27 protein-coding genes and 1 pseudogene are annotated in these 20,821 nt (G+C 64.7%); 17 read left to right on the top strand and 11 right to left on the bottom strand.

The window, feature by feature from the left end; genetic code table 11:
- Nucleotides 1-3 precede the first annotated feature (3 nt).
- A complete protein-coding gene (locus tag IVA75_RS37170) occupies nucleotides 4-600 on the top strand; it encodes an ABC transporter ATP-binding protein (protein WP_247288802.1) in 597 nt (198 codons plus the stop codon).
- On the top strand, nucleotides 597-1,397 hold the full coding sequence (fetB, locus tag IVA75_RS37165) for an iron export ABC transporter permease subunit FetB (protein ID WP_247288800.1): 801 nt from the start codon (nucleotides 597-599) through the stop codon (nucleotides 1,395-1,397). Before IVA75_RS37170 ends, fetB begins: the two co-directional genes overlap by 4 nt.
- 12 nt (nucleotides 1,398-1,409) lie before the next feature.
- Here fetB and IVA75_RS37160 read toward each other — a convergent pair whose 3' ends face one another.
- The 3 genes from IVA75_RS37160 to IVA75_RS37150 form a co-directional block, all read right to left on the bottom strand.
- On the bottom strand, nucleotides 1,410-2,591 hold the full coding sequence (locus IVA75_RS37160) for an MFS transporter (RefSeq protein ID WP_247289106.1): 1,182 nt from the start codon (nucleotides 2,589-2,591) through the stop codon (nucleotides 1,410-1,412).
- A gap of 115 nt (nucleotides 2,592-2,706) precedes the next feature.
- Nucleotides 2,707-4,074 (bottom strand): NAD(P)-binding domain-containing protein, encoded by a 1,368-nt coding sequence (locus IVA75_RS37155; RefSeq protein ID WP_247288798.1) that lies wholly within the window; start codon nucleotides 4,072-4,074, stop codon nucleotides 2,707-2,709.
- Between the two features lie 51 nt (nucleotides 4,075-4,125).
- Nucleotides 4,126-4,443 (bottom strand): helix-turn-helix domain-containing protein, encoded by a 318-nt coding sequence (locus tag IVA75_RS37150; RefSeq protein WP_247289104.1) that lies wholly within the window; start codon nucleotides 4,441-4,443, stop codon nucleotides 4,126-4,128.
- 133 nt (nucleotides 4,444-4,576) lie between these two features.
- On the opposite strand from IVA75_RS37150, the gene IVA75_RS37145 reads away from it, so the two are divergent.
- Genes IVA75_RS37145 through arsC form a run of 3 tightly spaced genes read left to right on the top strand, consistent with a single transcriptional unit; the run spans nucleotide 4,577 to nucleotide 6,034 of the window.
- A complete protein-coding gene (locus tag IVA75_RS37145) occupies nucleotides 4,577-4,939 on the top strand; it encodes a metalloregulator ArsR/SmtB family transcription factor (protein WP_247288796.1) in 363 nt (120 codons plus the stop codon).
- Nucleotides 4,932-5,636, top strand: a complete 705-nt coding sequence (locus IVA75_RS37140; RefSeq protein WP_247288794.1) for an MIP/aquaporin family protein — start codon at nucleotides 4,932-4,934, stop codon at nucleotides 5,634-5,636. The genes IVA75_RS37145 and IVA75_RS37140 overlap by 8 nt, the downstream gene beginning before the upstream one ends.
- On the top strand, nucleotides 5,633-6,034 hold the full coding sequence (gene arsC, locus IVA75_RS37135) for an arsenate reductase (glutaredoxin) (RefSeq protein ID WP_247288792.1): 402 nt from the start codon (nucleotides 5,633-5,635) through the stop codon (nucleotides 6,032-6,034). The genes IVA75_RS37140 and arsC overlap by 4 nt, the downstream gene beginning before the upstream one ends.
- Before the next feature lie 27 nt (nucleotides 6,035-6,061).
- Here arsC and IVA75_RS37130 read toward each other — a convergent pair whose 3' ends face one another.
- From IVA75_RS37130 to IVA75_RS37120, 3 genes are all read right to left on the bottom strand, one after another.
- Nucleotides 6,062-7,039, bottom strand: coding sequence for a tripartite tricarboxylate transporter substrate binding protein (locus IVA75_RS37130; RefSeq protein WP_247288790.1), 978 nt, complete (start codon nucleotides 7,037-7,039; stop codon nucleotides 6,062-6,064).
- Between the two features lie 74 nt (nucleotides 7,040-7,113).
- Nucleotides 7,114-8,019 (bottom strand): VOC family protein, encoded by a 906-nt coding sequence (locus IVA75_RS37125; RefSeq protein ID WP_247288788.1) that lies wholly within the window; start codon nucleotides 8,017-8,019, stop codon nucleotides 7,114-7,116.
- Between the two features lie 16 nt (nucleotides 8,020-8,035).
- Nucleotides 8,036-9,028: a zinc-dependent alcohol dehydrogenase family protein gene (locus IVA75_RS37120; RefSeq protein ID WP_247288786.1), complete on the bottom strand. Its 993-nt coding sequence runs from the start codon at nucleotides 9,026-9,028 to the stop codon at nucleotides 8,036-8,038.
- Nucleotides 9,029-9,134: 106 nt separating this feature from the next.
- On the opposite strand from IVA75_RS37120, the gene IVA75_RS37115 reads away from it, so the two are divergent.
- The 9 genes and pseudogenes from IVA75_RS37115 (at nucleotide 9,135) to IVA75_RS37070 (ending at nucleotide 14,302) form a co-directional block, all read left to right on the top strand.
- A complete protein-coding gene (locus IVA75_RS37115) occupies nucleotides 9,135-9,836 on the top strand; it encodes an FCD domain-containing protein (protein ID WP_247288784.1) in 702 nt (233 codons plus the stop codon).
- A gap of 94 nt (nucleotides 9,837-9,930) precedes the next feature.
- Nucleotides 9,931-10,794: a fumarylacetoacetate hydrolase family protein gene (locus tag IVA75_RS37110; protein ID WP_247288781.1), complete on the top strand. Its 864-nt coding sequence runs from the start codon at nucleotides 9,931-9,933 to the stop codon at nucleotides 10,792-10,794.
- A gap of 9 nt (nucleotides 10,795-10,803) precedes the next feature.
- Complete coding sequence (locus IVA75_RS37105; RefSeq protein WP_247288779.1) at nucleotides 10,804-11,397, top strand: amino acid synthesis family protein; 594 nt, start codon at nucleotides 10,804-10,806, stop codon at nucleotides 11,395-11,397.
- A gap of 95 nt (nucleotides 11,398-11,492) precedes the next feature.
- Nucleotides 11,493-11,766: pseudogene (locus IVA75_RS37100) on the top strand (LysR family transcriptional regulator); the annotation flags it as partial.
- A 183-nt stretch (nucleotides 11,767-11,949) separates the two neighbouring features.
- A complete protein-coding gene (locus tag IVA75_RS37095; RefSeq protein ID WP_247288777.1) occupies nucleotides 11,950-13,104 on the top strand; it encodes a helix-turn-helix transcriptional regulator in 1,155 nt (384 codons plus the stop codon).
- Nucleotides 13,105-13,294: 190 nt separating this feature from the next.
- Nucleotides 13,295-13,480, top strand: a complete 186-nt coding sequence (locus tag IVA75_RS37090) for a hypothetical protein (protein WP_247288774.1) — start codon at nucleotides 13,295-13,297, stop codon at nucleotides 13,478-13,480.
- 60 nt (nucleotides 13,481-13,540) lie between these two features.
- On the top strand, nucleotides 13,541-13,708 hold the full coding sequence (locus IVA75_RS37085; protein ID WP_247288772.1) for a hypothetical protein: 168 nt from the start codon (nucleotides 13,541-13,543) through the stop codon (nucleotides 13,706-13,708).
- 205 nt (nucleotides 13,709-13,913) lie between these two features.
- On the top strand, nucleotides 13,914-14,111 hold the full coding sequence (locus tag IVA75_RS37075; RefSeq protein ID WP_247288769.1) for a hypothetical protein: 198 nt from the start codon (nucleotides 13,914-13,916) through the stop codon (nucleotides 14,109-14,111).
- Entirely contained in the window at nucleotides 14,108-14,302 is a 195-nt protein-coding gene (locus IVA75_RS37070; protein ID WP_247359707.1) for a hypothetical protein, read from the top strand. The genes IVA75_RS37075 and IVA75_RS37070 overlap by 4 nt, the downstream gene beginning before the upstream one ends.
- A 5-nt stretch (nucleotides 14,303-14,307) precedes the next feature.
- On the opposite strand, the gene IVA75_RS37065 is transcribed toward IVA75_RS37070, so the two are convergent.
- Nucleotides 14,308-15,069, bottom strand: coding sequence for a hypothetical protein (locus IVA75_RS37065; protein ID WP_247288767.1), 762 nt, complete (start codon nucleotides 15,067-15,069; stop codon nucleotides 14,308-14,310).
- A 15-nt stretch (nucleotides 15,070-15,084) separates the two neighbouring features.
- Nucleotides 15,085-15,273: a hypothetical protein gene (locus tag IVA75_RS37060; RefSeq protein ID WP_247288766.1), complete on the bottom strand. Its 189-nt coding sequence runs from the start codon at nucleotides 15,271-15,273 to the stop codon at nucleotides 15,085-15,087.
- Nucleotides 15,274-15,527: 254 nt separating this feature from the next.
- Here IVA75_RS37060 and IVA75_RS37055 point away from each other — a divergent pair, with 254 nt between their 5' ends.
- Complete coding sequence (locus IVA75_RS37055) at nucleotides 15,528-16,526, top strand: DUF2336 domain-containing protein (protein WP_247288763.1); 999 nt, start codon at nucleotides 15,528-15,530, stop codon at nucleotides 16,524-16,526.
- Here the strand turns inward: IVA75_RS37055 and IVA75_RS37050 are convergent.
- From IVA75_RS37050 to IVA75_RS37040, 3 genes are read right to left on the bottom strand one after another with little or no spacing between them, the layout of a single operon-like run.
- Nucleotides 16,523-16,867 (bottom strand): DUF1491 family protein, encoded by a 345-nt coding sequence (locus IVA75_RS37050; RefSeq protein WP_027569068.1) that lies wholly within the window; start codon nucleotides 16,865-16,867, stop codon nucleotides 16,523-16,525. The two genes, IVA75_RS37055 and IVA75_RS37050, sit on opposite strands and share 4 nt — an antisense overlap.
- A gap of 56 nt (nucleotides 16,868-16,923) precedes the next feature.
- Nucleotides 16,924-17,619: a peptidoglycan-binding domain-containing protein gene (locus IVA75_RS37045; RefSeq protein ID WP_247288761.1), complete on the bottom strand. Its 696-nt coding sequence runs from the start codon at nucleotides 17,617-17,619 to the stop codon at nucleotides 16,924-16,926.
- Nucleotides 17,612-19,510, bottom strand: a complete 1,899-nt coding sequence (locus tag IVA75_RS37040) for a PAS domain-containing sensor histidine kinase (protein WP_247288759.1) — start codon at nucleotides 19,508-19,510, stop codon at nucleotides 17,612-17,614. The genes IVA75_RS37045 and IVA75_RS37040 overlap by 8 nt, the downstream gene beginning before the upstream one ends.
- Before the next feature lie 384 nt (nucleotides 19,511-19,894).
- Between IVA75_RS37040 and IVA75_RS37035 the strand changes: the two genes are divergently transcribed.
- A complete protein-coding gene (locus IVA75_RS37035; RefSeq protein WP_247288757.1) occupies nucleotides 19,895-20,320 on the top strand; it encodes a DUF5330 domain-containing protein in 426 nt (141 codons plus the stop codon).
- Nucleotides 20,321-20,388: 68 nt separating this feature from the next.
- Complete coding sequence (locus tag IVA75_RS37030; RefSeq protein ID WP_027569064.1) at nucleotides 20,389-20,820, top strand: SufE family protein; 432 nt, start codon at nucleotides 20,389-20,391, stop codon at nucleotides 20,818-20,820.
- Nucleotide 20,821: the final 1 nt, after the last annotated feature.

The following is a 20,821-nucleotide window of genomic DNA, read 5'->3' as shown; positions in this document are numbered from 1 at the left end:
GACATGCTGACGGTCCGCGCGCTCAAGCGCTTGCACATCTCCGTTTCATTCGACTTGCAGGACGGCGAATGCGTCGCCCTGCAAGGGCCCTCGGGCGTAGGGAAGACCCAACTCCTTCGCGCGATCGCGGATCTCGATCCCAACGAAGGAATGGTCAAACTGGACGGAACGCTCAGGGAGGCGATGCCCGCCCCGGCCTGGCGCAAGCGAGTGACCTACCTCGCTGCCGAGCCGGGCTGGTGGACAGACATCGTGCAAGATCACTTCGGCGGCTGGGATGATGCCTTGCCACTGGTCACGAGACTGGGATTGCCCTGCAGTTGCGGTCCCTGGCCGGTCCAGAGACTTTCGACCGGCGAGCGACAACGGCTGGGGCTGGTGCGGGCGCTGATGCTGCGATCGCGGGTTCTTCTCCTGGACGAGCCGACGTCAGCCCTCGATTCGGCATCGACGGCGGCCGTGGAATCCTTGATCGCCGAACGCATTTCGAATGGAACGAGTGTCGTCTGGAGCACTCACGACAACGCCCAGGCCCGCCGCGTCGGGTCGAGGGTCCTTGTGATGAATGCCGAGGGCGGAATTGAGGAAAACCCGCCGTGAGTTACATTCATTTGACATACGGCGATTTGGTTCTGCCCGCGCTCCTTGTCGTCATGGACGGCGCTCTCTCGCTCGCTCTCCGCCTCAAGCTTGAAAAGCAGCTGGCCATCGCCACCGTGCGGATGGTGGTTCAGCTGGTGCTCGTCGGATACGTGCTGACGTTCCTGTTTGCCGCGGTCTCGCCGCTCTGGACCGCCCTCGCCGCCGTCGTCATGGTTCTGTTCGCATCACGGGAAATCGTCGCTCGGCAAAAGCGACGCCTGCCGGGTATCTGGAGCTATGGCTTAGGGGCGGGATGCATGCTGCTCGCGGCCGGTACCGTCACGATGTTCGCGCTTCTGACGGAGCTACGTCCGGATCCGTGGTATCATCCGCGCTATGCGCTGCCATTGTTGGGCATGATCCTGGGCAACACCATGACCGGGATAAGCCTGGGCTTGGACGTGCTGACGAATAGCCTGGTGCGCGAACGGGCCGCCGTCGAAGCTTGCCTTGCTCTTGGCGGTACCCGCTATCAGGCGTTGCTGCCGGTCCTGCGGGACGCATTGAGAAGCGGCTTCACGCCAATCATGAACAGCATGGCGGCGATCGGCCTTGTCTCTTTGCCGGGGATGATGACCGGTCAAATCCTTGCAGGCGTCGAGCCGATCGACGCCGTCAAGTATCAGCTCCTGATCATGTTCTTGATCGCCGGCGGGACGGGATTGGGAACGCTCGCCGCCGTGACGGGAGGCGCTCGCCTTCTCACCGATCATCGACATCGATTACGCCTCGATCGATTTTCCACCGCCGAGTAGAACTGCGCGACCTCACATCGACTGCGCCCGAACAGACTGGCCCTTCCGCGCCCACAGCAGCGCGAATGGACCCAACGCGATACCAGCCGCGAGGACGCCGAACGCCAGCAGCCAGCCGGTCGCGCTCTGCGGGCCGCCGGCTGCATCGAGCGCGGCGCCGGTGCCCCAGGCGCCGACCGCTGACAGGCCGAATCCGACGGTCGAATGCAGGGCCAAGGTCGCGCCGCGATGTTCGGACACAGCCGCGGCCGACATGCCGGCGGTCAATGCGCCCGAATCCGCCGGCACGGTCAGGCCATAGGCAAGCAGCAGCAGCGCGAGCACCCATGCCGGCGCTGTCGCGTTAAGGCCGATGATGAGCGCGACGCAGGCCGACGCGATCATCACGACCGTGATCGCGCGATGGCGCCCGAATTTCAGCGCCGCCTCGTTGCCGAGGATGCTGGCCGGCATCGAGATCACCGCGAAGCAGAAGCTCAGCACGACGGGGCTCAACCATGAGGGCGCGCCTTGGTGGACGACGACGAAGGTCCAGAACCCGACCAGCCAGGTGCGGATACCGTAGAGTTCGAAGCAATGGGCGCCGTAGCCGAAGATGTATCCGAGCGCCTCGCGGTTGGCGAAGACGGGCGCGAAGTTCAAGAGACGTCCCGTCTTCGGCGCGGGCCGCTGCGCCTGCATCAGAAGGCACGCGACGACCATTGCGATCGGACCGAAGCCGGTGACAAGGAAAGCGGTCCGCCATCCCCAGCGGTCGGCGATCACTTGCGCGACCAAGAACGAGAGGCCGACGCCGACCGAGAAGCTCGACGTGTACAGCGTGACGGCGCGCGAGGTGTCGCCGGGGGGAAGCCGGTCCGTCAGCGCCTTCAGGCCCGGCATGTAGGCGCCGGCAAATCCAAGTCCTGCCAGGGACCAGATCGCGGTCGCGGACCAGAACCCTTGCGCGAAGATTCCGAACGCGGCGGTCGCCAGTCCGCTGACGATCGAACCCCAGAGCAAAACGAGGCGCGCGTCGATCCGGTCGGTCAACGTCGTCAGCACGGGCACGGCGAGCATGTAGCCGAACGCATAACCGCTCGCCATCAGGCCGCCTTCGGCCGCCGAAAGCCCCCACGCCGGCATCAGATGCTGCGCCAGATTCGCAGACAACGTCACATGCGGCAGCAGATTGCCGACCTGGCCGATGCACATCACCGCGATCAGAGACCGCCCGCTCAAGTTACGAATGCTGTCCTCCCGCCCCCACGCCGACACGGCGCACCAACCACAATGGGCAACTCCCCGGCTTCACCTGCAAGACCCAAATTCATGAACAACCGCAGCCGGAAGCGCCGGCCTTCTTCGCCGCTTCGTCGTCGGCGCAACAGGCCGTCGGTTCCTGCTTCGCCGGCCCGCCGCAACATCCTGATCCGGCCGCGGCGGCTTCGACGCCGCCGCGCGTGCAGACGCCGGTCTCCGGCAGCACGAGCTCCACCCTTGCGGCGGCTTTCTTGTCGCCGGCGAGATCGGCCGCAATCGAGCGCACCTGCTCATACCCCGTCATCATGAGAAAGGTCGGCGCGCGGCCATACGACTTCATGCCCGCCATGTAGAAGCCCGGCTCGTCGTGCGAGAGCTCGCGCGCGCCGTGCGGGCGCACCGTGCCGCAGCTGTGCTCGTTGGGATCGATGAGCGGCGCCAGCGCGACCGCCGCCTCGATGGCGGGATCGAGCCGCAGGCGCAATTCGGACAGGAACGAAAAGTCGGGACGAAAGCCGGTCGAGACGATCAGCTCGTCCACAATCACGCTTCGCGCGCCGCAACCCGAGCCGGCCGCGATCTCGAGGCGGCCTTCGGAGTCCGACAGATGCGTGACGCCGAATTCGGTTTCGACCCTGATCTTTCCGGAGGCAACAAGCGCAGCGAACGCGCTGCCGAGCTCTCCGCGTGCGGCAAGCTTGTCATTCCGGCCGCCGCCAAAGGCCTTGGCGGGATCGGCGCCGCGCAACAGCCAGATCGCTTGCGTCCCCGGCACCTCGCCTGCGAGCTGCACCAGATCGATCAGCGTGCCCACCGCGGAGTGGCCGGCGCCGAGCACCGCAACGGTCTTCCCGGCATATCTGGCGCGGCCGGCACCGCGGACATCGGGCATGCCATAGGCGATGTGACCGGCGCATTCACGCTCGCCGATCGCGGCCAGACCATTACCTCCGGCGGGATTGGGCGAGAACCATGTGCCTGATGTGTCGATCACGGCATCCGCGCGCAGCACTTCAGGACCTTTGCCGTTCTGGTAGCGGATTTCGAACGGCGCCTGCTCACGCCCCTTCGTCTTCGCCTTGTCGAAGCCGACGCGGCTGATGGCCGTGACACGGCTGGATGTCCGGATCACCTCGCGCAACGGCGTTCGCGTCGCAAGCGGCGTCAAATATCGGTCGATCAGCTCGCCGCCGGTCGGATAGGAGCCCGGGTCCGGCGAATTCCATCCCGTCGGCGCGAGCATGCGCGCGGCGGCCTTGTCGATATTGTACTCCCACGGCGAGAAGAGCTGGACCTGCTGCCACTGGCGAACCGCGTGCCCCGCTTCGGGTCCTGCCTCCAGCACGATGGGTGACATGCCACGCTCCAGGACGTGCGCAGCTGCTGCGAGGCCGACAGGCCCTGCCCCGATGATGGCGACCGTCTTAGCGTTCATTCGACTTTTCCCATAATTCTAGAATCATCGAAAATGCTAGCCAAAAAAAGTTCACGCCGCGGTTTGCTTCGTCTTGCATCCGACTTCGTCTGCGCAGCACTCCGCCGCCAGGAAATCGACCAGGCCCCGCATCGCCTCGAAATTCGCGTGACAGACGAGGCTCGTCGATTCCCGGACCTGACTGACGAGCCCGACCGAGACCAGGGTCTTGATGTGATGCGACAGCGTCGAGGCCGGAATCTTCAGCTTGTCCTGCAGGCGGCCGACGGCCATGCCCTTGTGCCCTGCCCGCACCAGGGCACGATAGATCTGAAGCCGGGTCCGGTTTCCCAGAGCCTCCAAGCGTGCTGCTGCGTCGTCGATCTTCATGGCCGCCATGATGCGCCTGCCGATTTCAAACTGTCAAACCATATTTCTAGAATCTTCGAAATACTGGCTCGGCCGCCCAACGGGCAAGAATTCCGGATTGACGCGCTCCAATTAGTTCCATAAGTCTGGATATATGGAAACAGAAGAAGCCGTCCTGGCGCTCGCCGCGCTGTCCCAATCGACCCGGCTGGAGGCCTTCCGCGCACTGGTCAGGCACGAGCCTGATGGTCTCGCTGCCGGCGATCTCGCACGGCTGTTGGAGGTCCCTCAAAACACCCTCTCGGCGCATCTGTCGATCTTGACGCGCGCGCGGCTGGTGACCTCCGAGCGGCGCAGCCGTTCGATCGTCTACCGCGCCAATCTCGGCGAATTTCGCGACGTCGCGGTCTTCCTGCTGCGGGATTGTTGCGGCGGACGGCCGGAAGTCTGCGAACCTGTCGTCGAAACCCTGCAAGCGTGCTGCAAGCCGAGACGAAAGGAGCGAAGCCGTGCCTGATCAATTCGATCTTCCGCGGCGTCTCGCGGCTGAGGCGCTCGGCACGGGCATTCTGGTTGCCACGGTGGTCGGCTCCGGCATCATGGCGGAGACGCTGACCAAAGACGTCGCGCTTGCGCTTCTGTGCAACACCCTGCCGACCGGCGCCATTCTGGTCGTCCTGATCACCGTGCTCGGTCCGATCTCCGGCGGACACTTCAATCCGGCAGTGACCCTCGTCTTCACCGGCAAGCGGGAGCTGCCGGTGAACGACGCCGCATTTTACGTCGTCGCGCAGATCGCCGGCGGCATCGCGGGAACGATGGCAGCGCATCTGATGTTCGGACTGCCACTATTCGATTTCTCTGAAAAGATGCGAACCGGAGGACCGCAATGGTTCGCCGAAGCCGTCGCCGCTTTCGGTCTGGTCGCGACGATCCTGGCCGGCATCCGGTTTCAGCGCACTGCGGTCCCCTGGCTGGTCGGTCTCTACATCACCGCGGCCTATTGGTTCACGGCCTCGACCTCGTTCGCCAATCCGGCCGTGGCCATTGCGAGGTCGCTGACCAACACGTTCACGGGCATACGTCCCGCCGACCTGCCCGGATTCATTCTCGCGGAGCTCTGCGGAGCGTTCGCCAGCGTGCTGCTGATGAATTGGCTGCTCGCAGACGCCCGCGCGGCCGACCCCATCCCAATCGCGGAGACCACCCGATGAGCGTCACGATCTACCACAACCCCGCCTGCGGCACATCGCGCAACACGCTGGCGATGATCCGGCAGAGCGGCGTCGAGCCGGACGTGATCGAATATCTGAAGACGCCGCCCTCCCGCGAAAGACTGGTCGAACTCGTCAAGGCCCTCGGCGTCTCCGCTCGCGCGCTGCTGCGCGAGAAAGGCACGCCCTACAAGGAGCTCGGCCTCGATGACCCCAAATGGTCCGACGACGAGCTGATCGACCAGATGCTCGCGCATCCCATCCTGATCAACCGTCCGATCGTGGTGACGCCCAAGGGCACACGCCTGTGCCGTCCCTCGGAAGCGGTGATCGATCTCCTGGACCGTCCCGTCGGCCGCTTCGTGAAGGAGGATGGCGAGGTGGTCGAAGCGCGATAGGCTTACGAGATCCCTGTCCTATTGGGATCAGATCTTCGGGATCTTCGCCCGCTCCACCACGCCGGTCCATTTGCTGATCTCGGTCTCGATCAGGGCCTTCATCTCCTCCGGCGAACTGCCGCGAACCTCGCCGCCGACGGCGGTCTCCAGACGCTGCTTGAGGTCGGGATCCCTGAGTGCGTCGAGCGTCGCCGCATTGAGTGTGGCCATGATGGCGGGCGGCGTTCCCTTCGGGGCCAGCAGGCCGGCCCAGGTGCGCACGTCGTATCCCTTGATACCGGCTTCCTGAACCGTCGGCACATCGGGCAGCAATGCGGTGCGCGTCGGCGAGGTCACCGCCAGGCCGCGGATCGCACCGGCCTGGATCTGCGGGGCGAGCAGGACCGGCGTGCCGACGATCACCGGAACCTCTCCGCCGAGCAGCGCGGTGACGGATTGGGAGTCGCCGCGATAGGGCACGTGCACAATCTCGACGCTGGCGGCTGCGTTCAACAGCTCTCCTGCAAGATGGTGCGTGCTGCCGAAACCGACCGATCCGAAGGAGAGCGCACCCGGCTTCTGCTTTGCCATGGCGACAAGCTCGCCCAGCGATTTTGCCGGATAATCGCTACGCACCGCGATTACGAGCGCGTAATAGACCAGCGTCGAGATCATCTCGAAACTCTCGGCCGGCTGGTAGGCGAGGCTCTTGTAGGTCGCGGCGGAAATCGCGTGAGCGCCGGTGACGAGCCCGATCGTGTAGCCATCGGGCGCCGCTTTCGCGATGGCATCCGCGGCGATGTTGCCGCCGGCGCCGGGCTTGGCCTCGACGATGATCGGCTGGCCGAGCTTCTTCGAGAGCCCGTCGGCGATGATGCGCGACAACGTGTCGGCCGCGCCGCCGGCGGCAAATCCATGCAGCAGCCGGATCGGGCGCGATGGATAATTGTCCGCCGACGCCGAAGTGGCTGCTAAAAAGCCGCCAAACAGAAAAATCGCCGCAGCAAGCCGCTTCATCCTTCGCATGGATGCGTCCTCCCTTTGACTGTTCTATCGTTGGCCGCGACGAGGCGGCGTTCTTCAAGTCGAGTTTGAATCCGCTAGCGGGCGAACTCCGTGCATTCAGGCGATGGCGGCATGCCCCAGACGTCGCGCGGCAGACCGACCCAGACTTTTGGCCGCTGCGGTCGATCGCGATGCCAGGGACGCGGCTCGAAGTAGCCGAGCTCTTCGTCAGTCATGCGGTCGAGATCGAAGAACAGCTCGACCACATGCCCGTCGGGATTGCGGTGGTAGATCGCGGTGTTGTGCCCGGGGCCATGACGAACCGGCCCCCAGAGAACCGGCAGCTTGTGCCGCGCGAGATGATCGCAGGCCTCGTGCATGTGGGCGGCACCACGCAGCTCGAACGCGACATGATGCAGGCCACGGACGGGCGCGCGGGCGAAGTTCAACGTGTGATGCTCGAAGCCGCTGCGCATGAAGACGAAGCGATCCTCGATCCAGTCTGAAACCCGCAGGCCCATCATGTTCGCGTAGAACTCCGAGGCCGCGCGCGGATCGGGCGTGCGAAGAGCGACATGGCCGAGCTTGGTGACGGCAAGCGCACCGATCCGCTCCTGCGCAGGCGTCGGCGTCCAGCCCTGAATCAACTCGAAGCGCGTGCCTTCGGGGTCGCTGAACGACAGCGATTTGGAAATGCCAGGCAGGGGATCGCTATGCAGCTCGGGCCGCAGATCGGCCTGCTTCAGCGCGGCGCCCAGCGCCTCGATCTGGACATCAGGAGATATCTCGAAGGCGATGCTCGTCAGCGCCGCGTCGCCGGGTTCGATCACCAGCGAAAGCTGCTCGGAATCGTTGGCAAGGAAGATGCGGTTGCCGTCGCGGCCGACGAGGCCAAGACCGATCAGGGCGCGGTAATAGTCGAGCAACCGCTCGGGATCGGGCGAGGCAAAGCTCGCGTGCCGGAGCCGGGTGAAGCGTGCAATGGGTGCTTGTGTCGTCATCGTGCAATCCACCCCCTCATGGCGTCATGATGATCTTGCCGAGCGCCGAGCCTTGCTCGAGCAGCGTGTGGGCCTGCCTGACCTCGTCGAGCTTCAGGACCGCCGAGATCGCCGGCTTGATCGCATTGCGGCTCAGCGCGTCGATCACGTTGCGCATGAGCGCGCGACGCCCGTCGCGATCGTGGTCGTAGATGTGGAAGGAGAAGCAGCGTATCGCCGGGCAGATGTCGAGATGGTCGCGCATCGCCGCCATCAGGTTTTCTTCCGGCAATCCTGCGAAGGCGTTGTACGACAGCAGCGTCCCCCATTTGCCGAGCGCGCCGAGATAGCCGGTGAACTCGGGCCCACAGACGTGATCGAGCACGAGGCCGACGCCCTCGCCATTGGTCAGCTCGCGGGTCCGCGCCACCACGTCTTCGCGGCGGTAGTAGATGACGTGATCGGCGCCGTTGCCGCGCGCAAATGCGGCCTTCTCCTCGTTGGAAACCGTGCCGATGACATTCATCTGCGCGAGCTTGGCGAGCTGCACCAGCGCGGTGCCGACACCACCCGCCGCCCCGATCACCAGCACGCTGGCCGGTGCGCGCGGATGGCGGCACTCGTTCAGCAGCGCGTAGGCCACCTGGTAGTTCGACAGGCACACGGCCGCTTGCATATCGACATCGTCGGGCAGCAGATGAATGGCGTCCGCCGGCGCGACCACATAGTCGGCGTAGCAGCCGCCGCGCTGCGACAGATCGCGTGCGCTCAGCAGCACCTTCTGGCCGATCGCAAACCCTTCGACGCCGGACCCGAGCGCGGCAATGCGGCCGGCGACGTCGTTGCCGGGATTGGCCGGCAGCGGCGGCATCCATTTGTAGACGCCACGCCGGATCAGCACATCGGGCTGCCCCACCCCGAACACTTCGGCCCGGATTTGCACATGGCCGGGTCCGGGCACAGGCACCGGAAGCTCCACCAGTTCGAGTGCATCCGGCCCACCCGGCTGACGCACCAGCACCGCCCTCATGATTTCATCTCCGCCCATATTTTCGAAAATAATATCGTTTACGAAAATTATTGCAAGATGCTCGTTAGCGCGGCATGTTGAGCCAATCGATTCAATGACAGAAACCATGTCCGAAAGCGCCATTCGCCCCCGCAAGGAATTCGGCAAGACCGTTGCCGCCGACATCACCCATCGGCTGCGCGAGGAGATCATTGCCTGCGGCCTGGCGCCGGGCGAGCCGCTGCGATTCGACGTCCTGCGCGAACGATTCGGCGTAAGTTTCACGACGCTGCGCGAGGCGCTGACGGCGCTTACCGCCGAAGGCCTGGTCGACGCGCAGGAGCAGCGCGGATTTCGGGTGGCGCCGGTCAGCCGCCAGGACCTGGTGGAAGTCACCGATGCCCGGGTGCTGATCGAGGTGGAATTGATCCGCCGCGCGATCGAGCGGGGCGACGACGATTGGGAAATCGCCGTCATCTCGACGCTGCATAGATTGAAGCGAATCGAGCAGCGCGATCCCGAACATCCGCTGCGCGATCCCGAATGGAAGATCGCCCATCGCCAATTCCACCAGGCACTGGTGTCCGCCTGCGGCTCCGCTACCCTTCTTGCCATTCGCGCCGACCTGTTCGATCGCGCCGAGCGCTATCGGCATCTGTCGTCCAATTTCCGGCCGCGGCCGCGCGACAAGGCCGGCGAGCACCAGGCGATCATGCAGGCCGCCATCTCGCGCAATCCGGATCTCGCGGTGCAGCTGATCGAGACGCATATCCGCACGACTGCCGACAACGTCGCGACCTACGCCGCGCATCTGCTCGATATCGAATAGGCGGCAACGGCTTTTTACCGCCGTGGGCTTGCGCCCCGCCAGATTATCGAAAATAATATCCAAGATCGAAAATGCCAACCTTTGGGGCGTAACCATGAAGCTGCTGTCGTTCTTGGACGGAAATCGGGAAAGCTGGGGCGCCGTTGTCGAAAATGGCGTCGTGGATCTCGGCCGCGCCCTGCCCCAGTACCCTGTTCTCGCGGACTTCCTCGGCAGCGACGACTATGCGCGGCGCGAGGCCATCGTCGCCGGACACAAGCCCACGATGGCGCTGAGCGACGTCAAATATCTGCCGGTGATCCCGCGTCCGGAGAAGATCGTCTGCGCCGTGCGCAATTATCTCGACCACCACAATGAAGCCGTGGCGTTCGGGATGAAGCGCGAGATCACGGAGTTTCCGCCGATCTTCCTCCGGGTCTGGCGCTCCCAGGTCGCGCACAACGCGCCGGTGATCCGGCCGAAGGTCTCGGACAATTTCGACTGGGAGGGCGAGCTGGCTGTCGTCATCGGCAAGGGCGGCCGTCACATCAGCCAGGCCAACGCCTGGGATCACGTGGCGGGCTACTCGATCTACAACGACGTCAGCGTGCGCGACTGGCAGCGTCATGCCCAGCAGATCGCCTCCGGCAAGAACTTCGTCGGCACCGGCCCGTTCGGACCATGGCTGGTGACGCCGGACGAGATCGGCGATCCCACCAAATTGAAGCTCAAGACGCGCGTCAACGGCGCGGTGGTACAATCCTCCGACACCTCGATGCTGATCTTCTCGATCCCGCGGCTGATCGAGTACAGCTCGACCATCTTCGACCTCGTCCCCGGCGACGTCATCGCCACCGGCACGCCGGCTGGCGTCGGCTTCACCCGCAAGCCGCCTGTTTTCCTCAAGCCCGGCGATGTGGTCGAGGTCGAGATCGAGAACATCGGCGTGCTGCGCAATCCCGTCGTCGACGAAGCATAGCGCCTGCGCATGTCGTCTCAAGACGTGTCCCATGACATCCGCAAGACCGCGCTTAGCGTCGAGACCATCTGGCACGAGCGCGGTCCCCGGCTGGAGAAGCCTCTGTTGGTCGGAACGGCCATTGCGGTGATCCGCAATCCCTTCGCGGGCCGCTTCGAACCTGACCTGATGCCGTTTCAGGCATCCTTGCGCGAGCTCGGGCGCGAGCTCGCAACACGGCTGATCGCGCAGCTCGGCGGCGCCGCGCAAATCGAAGCCTATGGCAAGGGCATCATCGTCGGCGAGGACGGCGAGCTCGAGCACGGCGCGGTCTGGCACGAGGCCGGCGGCCAGGGCATGCGCGAGGTGCTCGGTCAGCCCAAGGCGATCGTTCCGGCGGCGAAGACCATCGGCGGTCCGGGCACGCGGCTCATGGTTCCGCTCGGGCACATCCACGCCGCCTATGTCCGCAGCCATTTCGGCACCGCGGAGATGACCCTGTGGGATTCACCACGGCGCGACGAGATCGCATTCGGGCTCGTGATGGCGACCGGCGGCCGGCCTCACGCGCGCATCGGAGGCCTCGCGGCATCCGCGATCTCCGCGCACGACGGACAGCGCTGACGGCCCGAGCAGCGCACTCAATGTGCGTCGCACCTGCAGCGCTCATAATCGGGGGGATCGTGGCTGTTGACGACGCTCACGCGATCGCCGTGGTTCAGATCATCTCGAAGACCATGTTGCGCGCTGACGAGCATTTCGTCGCGATGTGAGCGAGCGTTATGTCGCAGCGCCGCCGCCGTCGCATCCGCTGGCGCTGAAGGAGAAGCTTCGCACCGCCGATCTCGCCCGCGTCCCCTTGATCGACCGCTGCCATTGCGAGCAAAGCGGCAATCGGAAGACTGGGCCATGGCGCTGGTCGCTGCCGGGGTCGGCATCGCCATTGTCCCGGAAGGCGTGGCGCGCGGCAATCCGGACGTCGCAGTGTCTAAAGCAGCGGGCCAAGTCTCCACGGGGCCGAGCGGCCGTGGCCAACGCGAAGAGATCGCCTCGTCCGCGCTAGCGCATCCTTATTGCAGCGCAAAGTAGCGCTCGTAAATCCATCAAATCATGTGCTATGTATATTACGCCGGTTGTTTGCCTAAAAACTAATCAAAGAAGAATGAAAGAGGCGTCATGATCGGTTTGGAGGGGGTTTCCGCCCAAGCGTTATCCGACACCATCGGCGCCATCTACGACTGCGCCCTCAATCCGCAGCTTTGGGCGGCCACCTGCCGGAAGATCGCCGATCTCTGCGAGAGCACGGCGGGCGGCATCTGCGTTCACGACATGAAGCACGTCCAGAACGACCAGCTGTTCGTGTTCGGCTACGAGCAGACGTTTCTGGAAAAGCTCGGCGAAAACTACGCGAAGACGCCGATGGCGGCCGCGGATATCGTCGCCGACATCGGTCATGTCAGCGCGCTCTCGATGAACGATCTCGATGAGCTGCTCGAAAGCCGGTTCTACCGGGACATTCTCCAGCCTCACGGATTGCAGGACATCATCTGGTTTCCAGCTCTGCGGACCGGCGGGCGCATGGCCTCCATGCATGCCTCTCGGACGGCGAAGACGCATCGCTATCAGCAGCTGGACATCAACCTGTTCAAGATGCTGTCCCCTCATGTCTGCCGCGCCCTCACCATCTCCGACGCACTCGACCTCAGGACGCTGCGGTCGGAGATGCTGGAGCGGACATTCGACATGCTTGCCGTCGGTGTCTTCCTGACGGCGCGCGACGGCCGGGTCGTCTACATGAACGAGACTGCCGAGCGGCAGATCAAGACCGGCAACGCCGTTCGTGTCCTCGGCAACCGGATCTTTCCGACCGATGCCGCCGCCCGCGACGCGCTGTCCAAGGCCATCGACGAAGCGTCCCGCGACGATGCGGATTTGAGCGGACACTCGCTTGCGATCCCCGATATCGACGGCGCCGGCTACATCGCCACCCTGCTTCCTGTCGATCGCGGTCAGCGCAACGGAATCCTCGCCCCGTTTGCCGCATCGGTAGCCGTCTTCATGAAGGACCCCGCCGAGGTGCCGATGATGCCGGGCGAGGCTTTTGCGAGGCTTTACAAGCTCACGGGCGGCGAGCTTCGCGTGCTGATGACGCTCGCGCAAGGTCTCGGCGCGAAAGAGGCGGCCGACATGCTCGGCATCGGCGAGTCAACGGTGCGCTCTCACCTGCAGCGCATCTTTGCCAAGACGAACACGACGAGGCAAACGGATCTGCTTCGCCTGCTGCAAAGCGCCACGCCGCCACTTCTGCCCGCACAAGGCGCTGTCGGCTAATTCGTCACCTGACGTACGCCTAAATCGTCGTCATTTGCCTGCGCCGCCGGCTTGCGCCGCGCTACGCATGCCGGGCGAAATCTCCAGACACGAAAAAATTCGTCGACGACGGTTGCGTTTCATTGGTTCCGATGATGCGGCGATGCGGGATGACTGATTTTCTCATCGTCACGACATCAGGAGATCAACGATGCGGACGGCAACTGGCGGGCGCTGCCTCGATACGGACGACCATCGGCCCGAACCAAAGCGATGGCGTCTCGCGTCTTACGTCTTCCTGATCGCGCTGATGTTGCTGGCCATGTTCGAGCAGAAGCAAGCCACCGACGTCTCAATTCTTGCCACCGGCCCACTGCCGGCAATCAACATTCCTTGAGTGAGGCCGCGTTGGCGCACCCTTTGCTTCGATTTGGTTTTTATTTGCATCGGACATTTCATGACTCAAACCGCGAGCGATCAAGCGTTTTTGCTCATGCTGATTTCAGCCTGCCTGGGCGCGTGTTTCGTTTGGGCGTTCTGGGAAATCGAGGAAGCCCGCCGGCGCCGGCAACGGTACGACGAGTTCACGCGCGAAGCGCGACGGCCGGTCAGGCCCGGCCATTAGCCCACGGTCCGGATCATCATGCGAGCCCTCGCAACCGCCACCATTGCGAGCGCTTTTGCTCGCGCATTCCCCGCGTCTTCGTTGCGGGCACATGTTCTCAAGCAGCTCACTTTGTGCTGCGGAGCCGTCCTCTTCGTATGGCTGCTGTCGCTGACCCACGGGTTGGATCTCAGCGCCGGGTTCTTCTGACCGATCGGATTCGACCATGAGCATCATGTCAGTTTGGTCCGGAGCGGCCTCTCAGGTTCCCAACCGCCACGTCGGACCGGAATCGCGAGGCATCTTCGCCTTCATCATGTCGGCGCTGCACGCCTCGCGACGACATCAGGCAGGTCGCGTCCTGCGCCATTACGAGCACTTGCTCACCAACGAACTCAAACACGATGCCGGAGAACGAGAATGATCGTTGCGAACAGGACAGCTGAGGCAGGATTGACGGTGCGGTCTCCGCAGCGCAGTGAAATGCGTTGGCTCCTGGCGGTCGCAGCCGCATTCCTCGTCGTTCACATCGTCGCCGTGATGATCTGGGGACGCGCGTCGGCGAGCGAGGCCGCGGCTCCAGTGCAGCCGACCATATCGCCCTTGTGCGACTAACTGGGTTAGCCCTTCGAGACGACCGCGCGGCCGTAGGGCGGCTGGGCCGCGACCGGCGGGTTGGCGGTCTGGGCGGCGAGTTCGCCGATCAGGCGGTCGGCATCGGCGGCCATGCCGTCGGGCGCCTGGATCACCAGCCGCTCCAGCCCCCAGCGATAGGACGAGACGCGCTGCTCGAGGCACTGCTGCACCCACTGGATGATCAGCGAATTCTCCTGCATGCGCTCGACCGCGTCCTCCTTCTCCTTCGGCGAGAGGGAGGAGACACGCGCCATGCTGGCATTGCGCTTCTTGTCGAGGTCGATGACGCGGATCGCGGAGGCGAAGAACGGCTCGAAGCGGGTGATGTCGTTGCGCACGTCCTCCATCAGCTGCGTGTAGCGCGAAGAATGCGAACGGTGCGGCTCGTCGATCAGTGTGCGACCATACATGGTGCGGTCGAACACGATCTTTTGCCGCCAGGGCGAGGGCAGCGCCTTGTAGTCGCCGAACACGCTCTTCCAGGCGGGCCGCGACAGCGGCGGCTCGATCAGGGGATAAGCGAGGTCGCGAAGCTGGCGCTCCTCGTCGGTGAGCTGGAACTGGGATGGCTTCAGCCCGACGCTGGAGGTGACTTCCGCGCCCAGCCAGCGATGCATGTCGTCGCTGCGCATGTCGGCGCGGGTCCGGCCGAAATCGCCACCACTACAGGCGGCAAGCGTCGCGCCCAGCACTGCGAGCATGATGGCCGTTACGACGGGCCGGATCTGGCGGATGTTCTCCGGCATTGCAAAGGCCGAAGGCTAACGGCGACGACGACGGCGCCCCGGCGCTGTGCCCCGCTCCGGCCCGTGATCGCCGCTGGTTTCGTCGCTCTCGCGCTCAATGCGGATCACGGGGAGGATCAAAATCGTGCCCATGTCCGCGCGCGGAGCCACGTCCCCCGACGCGCTCACCCGGCGACCGGCCGGAAATTCGATGATGGTCCCCATATCAGCTCTCTTCAATTGCCGCGCGACCCGGCGCGCCTCTGCAACATGCATTCATTAAGATCAGTTCATGGTTAACGGGGTGTAAACGTGCCGGCGGGACCGTAACCGCACGGGCGGGACCCGGCCGTCCCGTTGCGGCACGAGAACGCTTCAAATTGCCCGTTCGGCTTCACGCCTCGTTTTCCTTAACGAGCCTTTAAAGGAGCCCGCGATAGGCTGGCGGCGAGTATCTCTTCCAGGTCGCGTATCTCTCCATGACCAAGTCGTTGTTTCCAGGATTCGACGGGCTGATGACCCTCTCCCGTCGCGAAGGCGTCGATGTTCGTCCGACGCTGCTGCGCGTGCTGACCGACCTCTATGTCCAGTCGAGCACCCATAGCGACGACGAGCAGCGCCAGTTCGTCGAGCTCGCCACACGACTGATCGACCAGGTCGACGACGCGACGCGCGCGGCCGTCAAGTCGCGGCTTGCGATCTATCCGTCGACGCCCGCGCCGATCATGCAGAAGCTCGGACTGTCGGCCGCGCAGGAGCGCCGCAGGGTTCCGCTCGCGCGCGAAATCCCGGCGCCCGTCCCTGCCCCCGCTCCTGCCCCCGCTCCTGTCCCCTTGCCGGTTCGCACGCCTAGCGACGCCGAGCTGCGCATGGCCTCGAACATGGCGATGCAGCCAAAGGACGCGGCCGATATCCACGACATGTTCTTCCGCGCTGGCGCTACCGAGCGCGCGCTGATCCTGCACAATCTGGCGGAGACGCCGCTGAAGGCCGCGCCGCGGATTCCGACCGTCCGCGCCAAGCGCGGGATCCAGATCCTCGAGATGGCGGCGATCGCGGGCGATGTCGAGAATTTTACCTTCGAGCTCGGCGACAGCTTGATCCTGCCCTCGCGCGTCGCAGCCCAGATCGTCGACGATGCAAGCGGCGAAGCGCTCGCGGTCGCCGCGCGCGCACTCGACATGCCAAGCCCAGTGTTCCAGCGCATTCTGCTGTTCTTCAAGCCGGAGATCGGCAACTCCGTGACCGACGTGTACCGACTGTCGCGGCTTTACGATCGCCTCAGCGACCGCGCGGCGCTGGTGATGCTGGCCGCCTGGCGCGGCTCGACGCTTGCCGTCACCCGGGCCAAGTACCAACCGTCGCTGCACCACAGCGAGCGCCAGCGCGCACGTGCGGGCGCAAGCCAGACGCGTCCGGGCGTGCAGCCCGGCTCCGCGCCTGCGGTGCGGACAGGGACTGACGGATCGGATCGTTAGGTCTTCGCCAGCTCGAGGAAATGCCGCCCGGCGCGGTCTTCGGTCTCGACGATCCAGATGTCGGAGTCGAAGCGGATCTCCTTGGTCAGACGCTCCTCCACCGCGGACTCCGGCATCGGCTGCGGCGCAAGCGGCACGAAGAAGCGATCGACCGGCCGACCGTCGTCATAAGAGGTCTGCGGCGCCGGCACGTAGAGCATCGCATTGCCGTCGAGCAGCGAGACCTTCACGAACACCGCACCCGCCTCCTCGGCGCCGCGACGACGCACCGCGCCGTACACGCCCTCGGTCTGGCACCGGCGCAGATAGGCTGAGACCCAGATGTTTGATTTCAAACGCATGGAGGCCACGATAGGACAGCGCTGCAATCAGCACCAGCCTTCGCACAACATCACGACTATTCGACGGGGTGGCCGATCGCGGCGCCGAGCTCGCGGAGCAGGCGGTCGGACAGCTGGCCGGTGACCTGCATCTTGTGCTCGCGCTCGAATTTCTGGATCGCGGACTGGGTCTCGGCGCCCATCGCGCCCGTGATCTTCAAATTCCCGTAGCCGTATTCGGAGAGCGCGCGCTGCACGCCGGCGATGCGCCGCGCGGCCGGGCCCTGCTGCACGGGGATCGGCGCCGGCGGACGCGAGACGGAGGGCGGCGCCGAAATCGTTTGCTTGACCAGATTGGTCATGGGATCGCCCGAGCGCGGCGTCGATGCAGTCGCCTCGACGGGCCTCTCCGGCGGCTTGTCTGCAGGTTTGGGCTCGGCACGAAACTCCGTCGCTCTCGGCTCGAGCGGAGAGGTATCGGCGCCGACGGGACGCGGACGGGGCAAGGGGTTCGACAGCGCCATGGACGACGGCGCGGGAAGATTGATCACGGTACCGAACATCGGCGCCGGGTGCCGGCCGGTCTGCAGGAACAGCGCATTGGCAACGATCGCGCCGATAGCGGCAACGGCGACGAGACCGGCCAGCGTATCCTTGGGGCTATGCAGCAGCACGCGCAGCACAAGATTGCGCTCGGTCTCGACATCGATGACCGCGGCCTTGGCGCCACGGCGGCGCGGAGCGGCTTCGTCCTTGGCAGACTTCTTAGGCACTTTTCTTCACCAGAGCGGGTTGATCCTGAACTTGGTCCTGAGATTCCTGACGGAGCACCGGCGTCAGCGTCGCGATCTTGCTCTCGCTAGCCTCAAACGTCTTTTGATCGAACGTCTTTTGATCAGACGTCTTGGCCTGCGGCGTGTAGACCAGCGGCAGCTTGACGCTGACGGCAGTGCCCTCGCCGAGCCTGCTTTGTACCGTCAATTCGCCGAGATGCAACGCCACCAGGCTCTTCACGATCGAAAGTCCGAGGCCGGTGCCTTCGTGACGGCGCTGATAGGTCTTGCCGGCCTGGAAGAACGGCGCGCCGATGCGCTTGAGATCGTCAGGCGCGATGCCTATACCGGTGTCGCTGACGCGCAGCGCAAGCTGTGAGCCCGAGACCGCGGCTGTGACGGTGACCTGACCGCCGCGCTCGGTGAACTTGACGGCGTTGGCGACGAGATTGAGCACGATCTGCTTGAAGGCGCGTGGATCGCCGGTCATGACAGGCAGGTCCTGCGGCGCATCGGTGACGAGATCGACGCCGTTCTCCCGCGCCTTCAGCGCCAGCAGATTGCAGCAATGCATCAATGATGCACGCGGCGCGAACGGTTCCGACGCCATCTCGAAATTGCCCGACTCCATCTTGGACATGTCCAGGATGCCGTTGACGACCGAGAGCAGATGCTGGCCGGAATCGTTGATGAGCTGGGCGTATTCCCTCCGCTGGGCCGCGCCCAGCATCAAGGTCTGCTCCTGCGTGATCATCTCGGAGAAACCGATGATGGCGTTGAGCGGCGTGCGCAGCTCATGGCTCATGGTGGCGAGGAAGCGCGTCTTGGCGGCGTCGGCCGCCTCTGCAGCGCTGCGTGCCTCGTCGAACGCCTGCTCTCCGAGCTTGCGGTCGGTGACATCGCGCATCACGGCGACGACATCGGCCTCGCGCGTGGCATCACGGCCCATATCCTGGTCGAGCGGGCGGCACCGCATCTCGACCCAGATGAAGTCAACCTGGCCGCGTTCCGAGCCGGCACGTTCCCGGCGCAACCGGAACTCGACGCTGCGCACGTCGCCGCGCGCAGCATCGGACAGCGCCGTCAGATACGCCGGCCGATCGGCGACATGGACCCGATCGAACAGGCCGTGGCCGAGCAGTTGCGCGACGGGCACGCCGAGCATGGCTTCCACCGCCGGTGAAATGAACTGCACCGCGCCGTTGCGCTGATGCCGCGAGATGACGTCGCTCATATTCCGCGCCAGGAGGCGGTAACGCTCCTCCTCACGCGACAGCAGCGCCACGCTGGTGCGCGCGAGCGATTCCGCACCGAAGGCCAGGCCCGCGGCATAGAGCGTCGCCGAGGCGACGCCGAACGCCATCAGCACGCCGCGTCCCGCGGCGCTGGTGTCGCCAATCGGCAGCCACCCGAGCTGGCTGACGAGGATCAGGATGCCGGCGCAGGACAGTGCCAGCAGCGATGCAAAGGCCGCGACGCGGCGCGAGGCCGACAGCGCAGCTTCGAGGGGAACCACGACCAGCCAGATCGCGGCGAAGGATTCGATCCCGCCGGTCGTCACCGCAACCGCCATGATCAGGCCCGACAGCGCCAGCGACGACAGCACATGCGCGCCTTCGTAACGGCCGGTGCGCGACAGGAACCAGGACAACAGGATCGGCGCAATCAGCCAGGCGAAGGCCGCGACCTCGATCGCGCTCGGCGCGCCGCGCATGGCGAGATAGACCGGGAATGCGGCGAAGGCGGCCAGGCTGCCGAGCAGCCGCGGGGCCATGAAGGCACGATGGCGCGCTCGCGTCAGCGCGTCGTAACGCGCGGAGGGATGCAGCAGCGCATCGAGACAATCGCGGATGATACTCAAAACTGTCACGGGTCTCGCGCTTCGGCTCATTCGTCGGGAAGACGCGCCGGAACGCCTCCTTATCGTTGAGCCACCGTGTCAGAGCGACCTTAAACGAACACTAAGGCAGCGCGGCGCGCCGCCGGACACCGCGTCATCGCAGGGCTTTTTAGACGATTTGACGACGTCATCGGCGGGGATGGTGAACACAGGGTTTCCCCGTGATCCGCATGGTTTCGAAATGGTGGACGGGCGCGGCCGCAGAGCTCACGGCACGGACGTCAATCGAAAATTTACGACACCGTCGATTGCAAAGATTCTTGAGTCAATTTTCCGCGAATTAAGCGGAAGGCAATCACTTGCGATTTATCGAGAGTTGCTAGGTCCGACATCCGCGGAGATCGCCGCGACGGGGTCTAACATACAGGTCGCAAGATGCGCTTTCTGCTTCGCATCACATTCTGGCTCGGGCTGGTGCTGGTGCTCCTGCCGCGGGACAAGACGCCCGAATCGGACAAGCTGCCGCAGATCGGCGCTGCCGACGCGGTGCAGGCTGCGACCGCGGCCGTCTCCGACATGACTCAGTTCTGCAAGCGCCAGCCGGCGGCCTGCGAGGTCGGCGGACAGGCCGCCACCATCATCGGCCAGCGCGCGCAGGACGGCGCGAAGAAGATCTACCAGATCATCAACGACAAAAAAGAGCAGCTCGAGAAGCCCGACAAGAAGGCGCCCGACCACACCGGCTCGATCGCGCTGGCCGGCGAAGGCGATACCGCAACCAGCGAAGCGCCGCGCGACACCCTGTCCCAGGACGACCTCGCGCTGGAATGGCGCGGTCCGGCGCTTGCACCGGCGAATTAGCGCCCAAACCCTATCGATTTCGGCGCTTTGCGTCCCTATATTGGCCTGAACGGGAACTTTGGGCCAGCATGACGACGATCGACGAAATCAGGGATAATTTCGAGATTCTGGACGAGTGGGACGACCGCTATCGGTACGTCATCGAGCTCGGCCGCACCCTGGAACCGATGTCCGAGGCTGAGCATTCGGCCGAGAACAAGGTCAATGGCTGTGTCAGCCAGGTCTGGCTTCAGAAGCTGATCGATCATCGCGATGGCGGCCCGCCGGTCCTGACATATCGCGGCGACAGTGACGCCCACATCGTGCGCGGACTGGTCGCAATCGTGCTGTCGCTTTACTCCGGCCGCACGCCGCAGGAGATTCTTGCGACCGACGCCATTGCCGTATTCGACGAGTTCGGCTTTCGCGATCATCTGACGCCGCAGCGTTCCAACGGCCTGCGCTCGATGGTCGAGCGCATCAAGACCGACGCGAAAGAGGCGCTCGCGGAAGCGTCGTAGA

Origin of the sequence: Bradyrhizobium sp. 134 (genome assembly GCF_023074155.1) — a bacterium.
Classification (GTDB): Bacteria; Pseudomonadota; Alphaproteobacteria; order Rhizobiales; family Xanthobacteraceae; genus Bradyrhizobium.
This window is presented reverse-complemented; position numbering and strand designations above follow the sequence as displayed.